Annotated in this window: 10 protein-coding genes; 4 read left to right on the top strand and 6 right to left on the bottom strand. The window is 69.2% G+C overall.

What is annotated here, in order from left to right; genetic code table 11:
- Positions 1–311: 311 nt before the first annotated feature.
- From AB0J16_RS09125 to AB0J16_RS09135, 3 genes are all read right to left on the bottom strand, one after another.
- On the bottom strand, positions 312–473 hold the full coding sequence (locus AB0J16_RS09125; protein ID WP_358536317.1) for a hypothetical protein: 162 nt from the start codon (positions 471–473) through the stop codon (positions 312–314).
- A gap of 112 nt (positions 474–585) precedes the next feature.
- Positions 586–771: a hypothetical protein gene (locus AB0J16_RS09130; RefSeq protein ID WP_358536320.1), complete on the bottom strand. Its 186-nt coding sequence runs from the start codon at positions 769–771 to the stop codon at positions 586–588.
- Positions 772–1,122: 351 nt separating this feature from the next.
- Positions 1,123–2,331, bottom strand: coding sequence for a helix-turn-helix transcriptional regulator (locus AB0J16_RS09135; protein WP_358536323.1), 1,209 nt, complete (start codon positions 2,329–2,331; stop codon positions 1,123–1,125).
- A gap of 128 nt (positions 2,332–2,459) precedes the next feature.
- Here AB0J16_RS09135 and AB0J16_RS09140 point away from each other — a divergent pair, with 128 nt between their 5' ends.
- Together AB0J16_RS09140 and AB0J16_RS09145 are read left to right on the top strand one after the other, a co-directional pair.
- Complete coding sequence (locus AB0J16_RS09140) at positions 2,460–3,155, top strand: HAD family hydrolase (protein ID WP_358536326.1); 696 nt, start codon at positions 2,460–2,462, stop codon at positions 3,153–3,155.
- Positions 3,156–3,475: 320 nt separating this feature from the next.
- Complete coding sequence (locus AB0J16_RS09145) at positions 3,476–3,901, top strand: hypothetical protein (RefSeq protein WP_358536329.1); 426 nt, start codon at positions 3,476–3,478, stop codon at positions 3,899–3,901.
- Positions 3,902–4,063: 162 nt separating this feature from the next.
- Here AB0J16_RS09145 and AB0J16_RS09150 read toward each other — a convergent pair whose 3' ends face one another.
- Complete coding sequence (locus AB0J16_RS09150; protein WP_358536332.1) at positions 4,064–7,255, bottom strand: S8 family serine peptidase; 3,192 nt, start codon at positions 7,253–7,255, stop codon at positions 4,064–4,066.
- 185 nt (positions 7,256–7,440) lie between these two features.
- On the opposite strand from AB0J16_RS09150, the gene AB0J16_RS09155 reads away from it, so the two are divergent.
- Both AB0J16_RS09155 and AB0J16_RS09160 read left to right on the top strand, forming a co-directional pair.
- Positions 7,441–8,019, top strand: coding sequence for an RNA polymerase sigma factor (locus tag AB0J16_RS09155; protein ID WP_358536335.1), 579 nt, complete (start codon positions 7,441–7,443; stop codon positions 8,017–8,019).
- Positions 8,016–8,891, top strand: a complete 876-nt coding sequence (locus AB0J16_RS09160) for a hypothetical protein (protein WP_358536338.1) — start codon at positions 8,016–8,018, stop codon at positions 8,889–8,891. The genes AB0J16_RS09155 and AB0J16_RS09160 overlap by 4 nt, the downstream gene beginning before the upstream one ends.
- Positions 8,892–9,016: 125 nt before the next feature.
- Here the strand turns inward: AB0J16_RS09160 and AB0J16_RS09165 are convergent, their stop codons facing one another.
- Positions 9,017–10,240 (bottom strand): acyl-CoA dehydrogenase family protein, encoded by a 1,224-nt coding sequence (locus AB0J16_RS09165; protein WP_358536340.1) that lies wholly within the window; start codon positions 10,238–10,240, stop codon positions 9,017–9,019.
- Between the two features lie 86 nt (positions 10,241–10,326).
- Entirely contained in the window at positions 10,327–12,441 is a 2,115-nt protein-coding gene (locus AB0J16_RS09170; protein ID WP_358536343.1) for an ATP-dependent RecD-like DNA helicase, read from the bottom strand.

Below are 12,441 nucleotides of genomic sequence, written 5' to 3' on the forward strand. Positions count from 1 at the left end.
TGAGTGAGGTGGGCCACAGCGACTTCCATCACGCGGGACAGCCAACTATCGGGGCGATCACGATGGCCGACCGTTCGGGGACGGGACGGGACGGGACGGGGGAGGGGGAGGGGCAGGCGGGCGGCGGGAACCCGGCCTGCCCCAGCGGGCGGACGTGATCGCGCGGGACCTTCATTGCTGCGACCATCCGGAGAACCGCAACAGTCAACCGCGCGACCACGTTCGCCCACACGGGCGCATGTCGCGAGACTCCTTTCCCCTGCGCTAGGAGAGGATGTGTCGCCATGCGCCCAGTTTCGAGGACCGATCTTTCAGCGCACCTGCCCCGTCAACAGCGCCGACCACATCGCTTGCGCTTCGTGCCACAGCGGCCACTGGCGGCTTTCCTTGACGACGCCTGCCGTTCGTCTGATGAACCACTGACGCCAGAGGCGCACAGTGCGTAGACCGGTGATGTGCAGTCGCAGGTCCACGCGACGACGCGAACGCGTTCCCGCGCGCGGGCTGCTTCCCGTGCCAGTCGCTCGCATTGATCTACTGGCCAGGGGACGTGCGGGCTGAGACACCGTGGGATGTTGTAAAGACTCATGCGTGTCGTTCGCCTCGATGCCAGCGCTCCATCATGATCGACCGCATTTCGCGGATCAGCTTCTCGGCGGCGACCGCGTCGATGATCACGCTCCGCGCAGAGGTCCAGCAGCCGAAGGCGGAGAACCTACGACGCCACACGGACCGCATCACCACCCATCCGGGGCTGCGCAGCTCACTCATGGGAACCCCTCCTTTCCGCCACCGAACGGCAGCGGGCGAAGGGAGGATGTCCGTGCTGGTCGACCTCGCACCACACGGCCTTGCAGGTCTCAATTTCGACCAGGTCGGGCAACCGCCACACGGTCAGCACCCCACGGACGCGCTGCCGCGCGGAGACACATGCTTCGGGAGCAAGCGGAAGCAGGAAGAGGCAGCACCTCAGGTCGGCCGGCGCTGCCGAAGGCTGCGAGTCAGTGCGTCTCATGCGATCTTGCCCCCTTCCCTTCGCTCTTGTGTCGAGTGCGTTCCGACAGTAGGGCGGGACGGGGGCGGCTACCCGCGCTCTGAGCGCGGGTCAGCCCTCAGCACGGATCACTCCAGCAGACCAATCCGCCTGGCGATGGACTGCACCTGGGGCTGGAACGTCGGGCGGGCACGCTTCAGCAGCGATCTCACCAGGTCACGCGCGAGGGTGTTGTAGCGCATGTCCTCGGGGCCGCTCGCCTCGGCGTTCATCAGGTGCAGGATGACCGCCGCGTCCTCTTGCCGCTGGTCATAGCAGCGCGCCACCTCCAGGGCGAACGTCATGCGGCGTTCCAGTGACGGCGACTGGTTCACATCGAGATGGTCGGCGACATAGAGCGCCTCGGAGACCTCTCCCGCCTGCATCTCGACGCTGACCGTATGGAGCCCGACATTTAGAGGGCCGAACACGGTCCAGAAGACGTTGCCTTCGCCCGATACCCGTGATGCTTCCGCGGCTGGTCCCTGAACGCGTTCCCTCGCGGTCCAGTGGTCATGTCGGCGACCTGATGCGATGGCCGCGACCAGCCACAACGCACCTTCGAGAGATGCCCGATCCGGCGTGCGTTCCGGTAGCTCCTGGCGAAGATCCTCGATCGATCTGAGCGCTACGTCTTCCGCTCCGTCGGCCTCTCCCTGTGACAACAGGATCTGACCAAGGTTCCACTTCGCGGCGGCGATCCTCAGGGGGTCGTCCGCCGCTTCGGCCGCCATGACCGCTCGGTCGGCGACCATGAGGGACAGGTCCATCCGCCCCATGCGCTTGGTGAAGGTCCGCAGCAAGAAGTACAAGTCGGTGGCGATCTGCTGGGCCTGGCATCGCGCTTGCACGTCCGTCGAGGTCCGCAGCGCACGAACGGCACCCTGAACCTCGCGGGTGAGGTCAGGGGCCAGGGTGCTCACCTCGGTGAAGCGGTTGGTAGATCCCTGCCACAGGCCCCAGGCACTATCTACCCGCGCCCTGAGCCCGGATAGGTCGGGCTTCTCCTCGCTGGGCGTCTCGTAGGCGGTCAGGACCTTTTGCAGGGTGGCGGCCACGGGATGCAGCACACTGTCATCCTTGAAAGACGGTTCCCCGATCAACACCGCGACAGGAACACCCAACACGCGGGCAAGCTGATGCAGCTTGTCGATGGTCGGCGTGCGCAGGCCGCGTTCGATCTGACCCAGATAGTCCTCGCTCATGCCCGCCAGACCGGCGACCACCGACTGAGTCTTCTTCGACGCCGTCCGATAGAAACGGATCCGCTCACCGATGGAGATCTCAGCCGAACCCATGGCATTTGGCCTCTCGTACATCCGGGACCAGCGCGTTCCGAACCACCGCTCCCCACGGTAAGCCGGAACGGCTGCCCACGTGAGAGTCTTGGCGTGCGTAGTCTCCATGAGCGGGAAGGACGGTCCGCGTGGTCACGAGCCGACTCGTTCTCTGGGACATCGATCACACCTTGATCGAAACGGGCGGGGTAGGACGGGAGGTCTTTGCTTCCGCCTTCGCCGAGGTGACCGGCACACCCATGAAAGACATGGCCGAGGTCAGCGGAAGAACCGAACTGGTCATCTTCGGCGAGACGCTCGACATGCACGGAATCCCGCACTCGGACGACTACTTCGAGAGGTTCATCGACCTTCAGGCGCAGGGATACGAGGAGCGTGCGCATGAGATGCGCCTGCGGGGCCGCGTCCTGCCAGGCGCACTCGATGCGCTACAGGCGCTGAGCCGCGTACCTGGCATCACTCAGTCCGTCCTGACGGGGAACACGAAGGCGTCAGCAGAAGCCAAGCTGAGGATCTTCGGGTTGAACCGACTCCTTGATCTGGAGATAGGCGCCTACGGGGAGGATGATCCCGTGCGCGCCCGCCTTGTCCCCGTCGCACAGGATCGCGCCCGCGGCAAGAACGGGCTCACCTACAGTCCTGACCTCACTGTGCTGATCGGGGACACGCCTCAAGACGTCATCGCGGGGAGGGACGGCGGAGCGCGCGTGATCGCCATCGCATCAGGCGAGAGCAGCACTGCCGACCTCAAGGCGGCGGGCGCGGACGTCGTCTTTCCCGACCTCACCGACAGCGCCGCGCTCATCTGGACCGTCACGGGGTGAGCGGGCCTTCCTGCTGATCGATCCACTTGGCCTGGTGAATTCACCATCGAGCCGATCGTGGCTACGAAGCGGCACAGAGGTGCCAGGTTGGTTGGTCCAATGTCCAGAAGGTTCGGGGCACCTCAACCAGCCCATACCAGTGCAGTCGGCGACGATTGCCCAGGTCAACCCCCGAAAACATGGGATGCCGGGTGCGCTGGCCATCAGCGCACCATCAGATGTGCCCTCACGAGGCGTCAGGCCACCCGACCGAGAAAAGACGCCGAGGAGCGCTCAGGTCCGCTCAGCGGATCGATCGAACATCAACGAAGGGATCTCCCATGCGCACCAAGCTTGCCACGGCCGGCCTCGCCCTTGTTCTGGGCGGCGTTGGTCTCGCTCTGGCCCCTGCCGCCGGCGCCGCCGGCGTGTCCTCCGCTTCGCGGACGGCGACCGTCGCGGCGCCCGAGTTCTCCGTCAATGGCAGGTGGCAGTTCACTCAGAGCGGCGGGATCACAGTGACGATGAACGTGACACAGGACAGCAGCGGGAGGCTCTTCGGGACCGCCTCCTGGTCCGGCGCCGTGGGGACGATCGAAGAAGGCGCGGTGGAAGGCCGGAACATCTTCTTCACCGTTGGGTGGTCGAACGGGGCCAGGGGCCGATACACCGGCTCGCTGGGCTCGGACAGGCGCCTGTCCGGGACCACGTTCGACCTGAATAATCCGTCGAGTCAGGCGAACTGGGTCACCACTCGCACCTTCTAAGACGAAGCCGAGGTCGGTGTAGGAGAAGGTGACCTTCTCCGCGCCCAGGCCGCCGGCCTCGGGCAGGACCCGCTCGGTGACGGGGCGGTGCCGGTCATTCACCGCCGGGCCGCGGCCGGCCGCGCGGGAGACTTGCGCCCGCGCGGCCGGAGTGCGGATCCGTCACCCGATGGCGTACGCCCGGGTGATGGTCTGTGTCACGCGGTCACCCGCCGCGTCCGTGACCTTGGCGCGCAGTGAGACGAACCCGGGTGCGGCCGGGTTCGTGATCCGGGCCGTCCATCCTGAGCCGGCGTGGGTCAGCCGGACCGGCCGCCAGTTCGCCCCGTCGTCGAAGGACGCCTCAAGCGTGATCGATGTGGCGCGTGGCGCGGGGGCGCCGAGGTTGCGGTGGAGGCTCACCGGGACGACGGTCGTGGACCCGGGCTTGGCGCGGTTGTGGTCGTCCAGGCCCTCGGGGGCGTAGCGGACGGCGGTCAGGGGCAGCGGCCGGGGTTCGGCCGTCCGCTGCGACTGGAATGTCCAGGTCGACTCGACCTTCGTGGACAGCGCCGACGGCCGCCGCGCCGACGCGGTCAGCGTGTAGGTCGCCGGCTCGGCGGGCAGGCGGACGTCCAGCCGGCAACTTTCCGTGAATCCGGGTTCGCAGGTCGCCAGATCGGTCTCGGCCAGTTTCTCCTCGCCGCGGGCCAGGGCGATGGTGCCGGTGATGTCGTAGTCGCCACCCATCAGTCCGGCCCGCCCGTCGGCGAGGATGCCGTCGACGTTGAAGTTCAGCCAGTCGCCGTCGCGGCTGCCCGCGGACGTGCCGAAGGCGGGACCGGTCACGGCGGCGTTCCACAGCTCGGTGACGGGCTGGCGGCCAAGCACCTGGCTCACGCCCGACACCCAGTGGGTGCCCGTCGTGATGTTGGTTGCCCAGGCGAAGCCGGGAGTGCGGTAGTGCGTCATAGTGGCCGGCAGATTCAGGCTCGGGCTCCCGGACAGCCAGGCGCCCCCTGCCCAGGACCCGCCGGGGATTAGCGGCCCCGCCATCACGTCGGCCGTGCCGGGCACACCGGGCGCCCGGTACGTCGCGCTCACCTTCACCAGGTCACGTGTGCGCGCCGTGTACGACAGGTCGTCCGGAATTCCGCCGGTGCGGTAGTCGACCAGGTCGTAGCGGTACGGGCTCGGCGCGGCGTCCTTCTTGTGCCAGGTGCTCCCGGCCAGGTACTTCAGGCCGGGCTGGCGCACCGGCACAGCGTAGACGTCGTCACCGAAGCTGGACCAGCCTTGACCGAACCAGCCGTTGGCCAGGGTGATCTCCTCACTGCCGTCCTGGACGGCGGTCGGCTCGTCCACCGTGAACGTGATCTCCTTCCCCTGGCGCGCGTCCACCGTCACTTCCTGGTCCGCGCCGTCGATGGTCACGGGCCGATGCGCGGTCGTGGATTGGTCCGAGTTGAACACGTTGACGTAGAGGTTCCACTCGCCCTTGGGTACCCGTACTCTTGCGACGCCTTGGTCGTCGAACGAGAGCGTGTTCTGGGTATCGGTCTCGAGCTGGTAGAGATAACCCATGGCGGAGCGGGGTGTCTGGCCGTCCCTCTCGATGGTCTTGACGGTCAGGGTGTGGGTCTCGGGCTCCACGTACGCGCCCGCGAGCGTGCGCACGACGGTGTCGCCCGACTTGGCGGTGACGATGCCGGGATAGTCCCCGGGCGCCTTGCCCTCCGCGCGGATCGTCAGCTCGACCGACGCCTCGCCCTTGGCGGGCACCTCCAGCCGCTTGGAACCCAGCTCCAGCCCTTCGCCGTCCGCGGCGAGGTCCAGGCTGAGCGGGGTGTTGCCGGAGTTGGCGTACGTGAGCGTCTTGGTCGCCACGCGCTCGCCGGTGCCGTTCCAGGGGAAGGAGGCCCAGACGTTGCCGGTCGTCGCGGCCACCTGCTGGGAGACCGCACGGGCCACGTCCACGCGTCCGGCGCCCTCCTCATAGATTTTGGCGCTCCCGTTGGGGGCGGCGCTGCCGATGAGGGCCGCCTTGAGCCGCTGTCCGCTCCAGTCGGGATGGCGCTGGGCGAGGATCGCGGCGGCTCCCGCCACGTGGGGTGCGGCCATCGAGGTACCGCTCATGGCGACGTACGGGGCGTCGGCACCGCCATTGGCGTTGGCGGCCTTGATGGCGACGCCGGGGGCGGTGAGGTCCGGCTTGATGGCGTGGTCGTTGAGCCGGGGGCCCTTGCTGGAGAAGTCGGCCACCTTGTCGTCCCGGCCGACGGCGCCGACCGTGAGGGCGGCGTCCGCGCTGCCGGGGCTCAAGACCGAACCGGGCTTGGCGTCGTTGCCCGCGGCCACGACGAAGAGCGCGCCGGTACGCTCCGACAGCGTGTTGACCGCCTGCTCGACCGGGTCCACGTCGATCGTGTCCGGGCCGCCGATGCTCATGTTGATGACCTTGGCCTTGACCTCGGCCGCGGCCCACTCCATGCCGGCGACGATGTCGGACTCCCGCATCACGAAGTCGCCGACCTTGCCGATGACGAGTTTCGCGCCGGGCGCCACACCGCGCTGTTTCTCTCCCGCTCCCGCGACGATCGACGCGACGTGCGTGCCGTGCCCGTTCCTGTCGCGGATGTCATCGCGACCGGTGAAGTCGCGTGCCTGCGTGACGACGTCCTTCAGGTCGGGATGTGTGGGGTCGTAGCCGCTGTCGAGCACGGCGACCGTGACGCCCTCGCCGGTGAAGCCCTGCTTCCACGCCTCGGTGGCGCCGATCTGCTTGACGCTCTGGTCGAGGGTGAAGGAGCGGTGGCCGTCCAGCCAGATCTTCGTCCGGCCGGCGGTCAGAGTCTGGACGCCGTCCGTTATGCCCTTCCACGTCTCGGCGGCGCTCTTCTTGGGCACCTCCTCGGCGGACATGCCGAGGGAGGACAGCCGCCGGTCCTGGCGAGCGCTCCGGAGCGCGGGCACATCCCCCTTGGTCGACTGCGTGATCAGCGGGATGTCGCTCCGCTTCGCGTCGCCGTACCCCCAGGCCAGGAGCTGCGTGACGTCGAACAGCCGCTCGTCCAGAACGCCCTTGGCCACCAGCGGATGGGCGTCGGACGGGTAGACGTACAGATGGCCGTCGCGGTACTGGCTGCTGTAGTGCGCCTGCCTGCCCGCTCCCGGCTCCACCCGATGCCCGGCGGCGGTGACGACGACACGGTCGCCGGTGATCAGCGTCACCGTGCCGGTCGGCCGGTTCGTCGCGCCTTCTTGCCTCGCGACTCCCGGGGTCGGGGCCGGCGTCGCGGCGGCGGGTGCCGGGGCGGTCGTGACGCCGGCCGTTACCGCCAGGATGGCGGCCAGCAGGCCCTTGCCTAACCTCATGCGTTTCCTCTCCATCGGCTGCATGACCGATCGCCGCCGACGACGCTCAGGTACGTCCAGCGGCAACGCATGAGCAAATGTCCGGATACGGCAGGGTGTTACCGAGTCTCGGGTGAAAACTGAGCCTTTCGGGAAAATAGGCTTTGTTGTGAAACAGGGCCGTTAAGCCGGACATTTGCTGAGGTGTGTCCAAACAACGGAGAGAAGGCGACATCGGGCCCCCGGCGCCGGAGCAACGCTTCGAGCAGCTCTACCTGGCGCACTATCCCGCCATCGCCGCCTATGTGGCGCGACGTACCGAGTCCACGGACGACATCGCCGACGTGATCGCCGAGACGTTCACGACCGCCTGGCGCCGGCTGGACGACATTCCCGCGGGGGACGAGGCCCGGCTGTGGCTGTACGCCGTCGCCCGGCGGGTCCTCGCCAACCACTTCCGCGCCGAGGAGCGTCGATCGGCGCTGGCCGCGCGGCTGCGCGAGGAGCTGTCCACCTGGTCCAGGCCGGTGGCCGAGCGGTACGGCGAGGCCACCCGCCAGGTGTTCATGCGCCTGTCGCCCGACGACCGGGAACTGCTCGCCCTGGTCGGCTGGGAAGGGCTGAGCAGCGCCGAGATCGCCAAGGTGCTCGGCTGCTCGCGCGGAGCGGCGCGGCTGCGCCTGCACCGCGCCCGCCAGCGGCTGGCCAAGGAACTGGCGGCCGCCGACCTCGACCTGACCACCTACGGCCTGCGCGCCGTCGCACTCGCGGAGGGAAAATCATGAAGAACAGCGTGGACCGCGTGGTCGCCCACCTGTCTCCTGGCGCCGGGCCCGGCATGACCGAGGCGGCCCACGAGCTCATGCGCGACATCATGGCCGCCGAGCCCGCCACAGCCAGGGCCGTCGCACCGGCAGGGCGGCGCGCGCGCCGGCCGCTGGTCCTGCGCGCCGCGGTGCCGGGCGTGGCCCTGCTGGCCGCCGCGTTCCTCGCTCTGAGCTGGCTCTTGCCCACCGGGCTCGGCCTCGGGCCCGGGACGGCCGCGGCGCTGGACATCAAGAAGGAGGACGGCTACTACGTCATCGAGATCAAGGACCTGTACGCCGACGCCGGCACGTACCAGGCGCAGCTCCGTGACGCCGGGCTGAACGTGACCCTCAGGGTCATCCCCTCGACGCCGTCGTGGGTGGGCTCCATCTTCCCCACCTCGCTCACCGATCACCGGTACCTCGACGAGATCAAGACCATCGACCAGCCGGGGACCTGCGACAAGATGGGCGGCTGCCCCATCGGGGTGAAGATCCCGGAGAACTTCCAGGGACCCGCCGAGATCACGCTCGGGCGCGAGGCCCGGCCCGGCGAGCCGTTCGAGAACGGCACCACGATCGACGGCCTGGGCGAGCCGCTGCACTGCCTGCCCTACATCGGACGGACCGTGGCCGAGGTGCGCGGCATGCTGCAGGAGCGCGGCGTGACCATCCAGAATTTCGAGGACATGGACCCCATAACCGGCGGAACGAAGCAGTCGGTGCCGGACTCGTGGCTGGTGGAGAACGGCTCCATGACAGAGCCGGGCAAGGCGACCCTGAGCGTGTACGAGGGGTCCGAGCCGCAGGAGCCAGGAGGCAGCCGGGGCGAGAACTGCCCGACCTCGTAGGCCCGCGAGCCGCCGCCCGAACCGGGGGTACGAGGGCTGCCGCCCGCACGGGCGCCGGGCAGCAGCCCTCTTCCCATCGCCCGAGGCGATGTGGCGGTTTCGCGCCGGCTGCCCCTGACAGTGGGTCAGAGGGGGAGGCCGCCGGTGGCCGCGGCGGTGGAGCCTGTGTCGCGGTAGGCGGCGATGGTCCGTTCGGCGATGCGCATCTGGTGGATCTCGTCGGCCCCGTCGGCGAACCTGGCCCAGCGGGCGTGCTGGAACATGCTGGCCAACGGGGTGTCGGTTGAGTAGCCGAGTGCGCCGTGCACCTGGATCGCCCGGTCGATGATGCGGTTGAGGCTGTTGGCGACAAAGTGCTTGGCCATCGACACCTCCGTACGGAAGTCCTCGCCCTTGTCGATCTTGTACGCGGCGTGCAGCACCATCAGCTTGCACTGATAAAGCTCCATGGCCGAATCGGCGATGAGCCACTGCACCCCCTGCTTGTCGGCGAGCACGGAGCCGTGGCTGTATCTGTTGAGCGCGCGGCCGACCATCATGTCGAGCGCCGTCTCCGCCTGCGAGATCCAGCGCATGCAGTGGGCCAGCCGCGCCGGGCCCAGGCGGTATTGGCCGAGGCGGTGGCCGTTGCCCCGCCCGCCGAGCACCTGGTCGTCGGGCACCCGCAGGTCGGTGACGACGATCTCGCTGTGGCCCGTCGAGCCGTGCATGGTCTCGACCTCGCGGATGTCGTTCCAGCCCGGCGAGGGCAGGTCGACGAGGAAGGCCGTGTTGGCGCCCCGCGCCCCTTCGGGCAGGTCGAGTTCGGTCCTGGCGATGAGGATGGCGAAGCCCGCCCGGCGGGCGTTGGAGATGAACCACTTGTGGCCGTTGATCACCCACTCGTCGCCGTCCTTGACCGCCCGGGTGCGGATGAGCGTGGGGTCGGAGCCGGCGACCTCCGGCTCGGTCATCGCGAAGCACGACATCTTGCTCCCCTCAAGCAGGGGACGCAGGTATTTCTCCTTCTGCGCGTCGCTCGCCCAGTGCAGCAGCGTGTGCATGTTGCCCTCGTCGGGCGCCATGCAGTTGAGCACCCACGGCCCGAGCCGGGTCTTGGCCGCCTCCGACTGCACCATGGCCAGCTCGACGTGGCCGAGCCCCATGCCGCCCCACTCCTTCGGCATGTGCGGCAGCCACAGCCCTTCGGCCTTGGCCTTCTCGCGCAGCCGGAAGATCGTCCGGAGGTAGGCGTCGCGGTCGCTCTCCGGCACCTCCTCGACGGCCGGGATGACCGTGCCCTGGATGAAGGCCCGGACCCGGTCGCGGATCTTCTCGTGCTCGGGGGCGAGGGTGAAGTCGATGGCCATGGTGCTCCTTCGGGGGATGTCCGGCCGGCGGATGGGCCGGACGCCGGGTGGTGCCCGGCCAGCGGATGGCCGGACACCGGGTGGTGTCAGGCCAGCAGATGGGTCAGACGCCGAGTGAGGCCGGTGTTGCGGCGGTCGCCGAGCCGGGCGACCGCCAGCTCCAGGGCCTTGCGCTCGCCGACCAGCACCACCCACGACCGGGCCCGCGTGACCAGGGTGTAGAGGAGCCGGCGGCGCAGCATGATGCCGCCGGACTCGGCGACGAGGGGCGCGACCACGAACGGGTATTCGCTGCCCTGTGAGCGGTGCACGCTGATCGCGTAGGCGTGGGTCAGGTCGTCGAGCTCGTCGAAGCCGTAGGTCACCGTCTCGCCGTCGTCGATGGCGATCTCCACGAGCCGCTGCTCCTGGACGATGCCGGTGATCGTGCCCGTCTCGCCGTTGAAGACGCCCTTGTCGTAGTTGTTGCGGATCGGCATGACCCGGTCGCCGACCCGGAAGGCCGAGGCGCCCGACCAGTGCTCGGCCCGTCCTTCCTGGGCGGGGTTGAGCCGCTCCTGGAGCCGGCGGCCGAGCTCGGCGGTGCCCGCCGCGCCCTTGCGCATCGGGCACAGCACCTGCACCTGGCCCGGCTCGACGCCCTGCTTGCGGGGGATCGCCACCGTCGCCAGGTGGACGACCCGCTCGGCGACGGCCTCGGGGTCGTCGAGCTCCTCGAACCAGAAGCCGCCGCCACCCGGGATCCCGGGCAACTGCCCGGCCCGGATGCGGTGGGCGTTGTGGATGATGCCGCTGCCGTCGGCCTGGCGGAAGACATGCGTGAGCCGTACGCGCGGGATCTCCTCGACCCGCAGCAGGTCGGCCAGCACGCTGCCGGGCCCGATGCTGGGCAGCTGATCGCTGTCGCCGACGAGCAGCAGGTGGCTGCCCGACGGGATGGCCGAGGTGAGCCGGGTGGCCAGGTGCAGGTCCAGCATGGACGCCTCGTCGACCACGATCAGGTCAGCCTGCGCGGGCGTCTGGTCGAACAGCGCGTCGGGGTCGGGCTCGTAGGCCAGCATCCGGTGGACGGTCATGGCCGGCAGCCCGGTGAGCTCCGACAGGCGCTTGGCCGCCTTCCCGGTGGGCGCGGCGAGTGTCACCCGGCCGCCCATCGCCCGCGCGGTGGCCGCGATGACCCGCACCGTGTGGCTCTTGCCGCAACCCGGACCGCCGGTGAGGACGGAGACGGTGCTGGTCAGCGCCATGGTCACGGCCGCCCGCTGGTCGTCGTGCAGCTCCGGGTCCTCCTGGAAGCCGCGCATGGGCAGCGTCGAGCGGGCCTGCCAGAGCCTGCCCAGGTGCTCGGCCAGCTTGAGCTCGCGGCTGTGCAGCTCCTTGCCGTAGACCACGATCTGGTCGGCAGTCGCCTCGACGACCACCCGCCGCTCGGCGGTGAGGGCGTCGATCATCGGCCGCACCATGTCCTGATCCTGCTCGACGAGCTCGGCGGTCTGGGTGAGCAGGGCGGTGAGCGACAGGTAGCAGTGGCCGCCCCTGGCGGCGGCCGTCTCCAGCCGGTCGAGCAGCGCCGCCTTGATCCGCTGCGGGCTGTGCTCGGGCACCCCCGACTGGAGGGCGATCTTGTCGGCCGTACCGAACGCGATGCCCCGCACCCGGCCGATGAGCTGGTAGGGGTCGGAGGTGACGAGCTCGGCCGAGTCGCGGCCGAAGACCTGGAAGATCTTGGCCGCGAGCAGCGGGCTGACCCCGAAACCTTGCAGGACCACCATCAGCGCGGCGATCTCCTTCTGCTCCCGCCACGCCTCCAGGATCTGGCCCTGCCGGGCGGGGCCGATGTTGATGACCTCCCTGAGCCGATCGGGCTCGGTGTCGATGACGGTCAGTGTCGCCTCGCCGAAGTGGCCGACGATGGCCTGGGCGAGCCGCGGGCCGATGCCGCGGATCAGGCCGGAGCCCAGGTAGAGCTGGATGGCCCGGGTGGTGGACGGCACGATCCGCTCGCACGCCGTCACCGTGAAGCGCCTGCCGTGGCGGGGGTGCTCGCCCCACTCGCCGGTGAGCGCGAGCGTCTCGCCCGGCTGTACGCCCGCCAGCGCCCGGCCAGCGGCGACGAAGTTGGGCGTGGTCTCGGCGGTCATCCGGGCAACCGTGTATTCGTCCTCACGGACGTACACGAGCTGCTCGACAGAGGCCTCCAC

It is taken from the genome of Nonomuraea sp. NPDC049750 (assembly GCF_040659625.1).
Taxonomy (GTDB): Bacteria; Actinomycetota; Actinomycetes; order Streptosporangiales; family Streptosporangiaceae; genus Nonomuraea.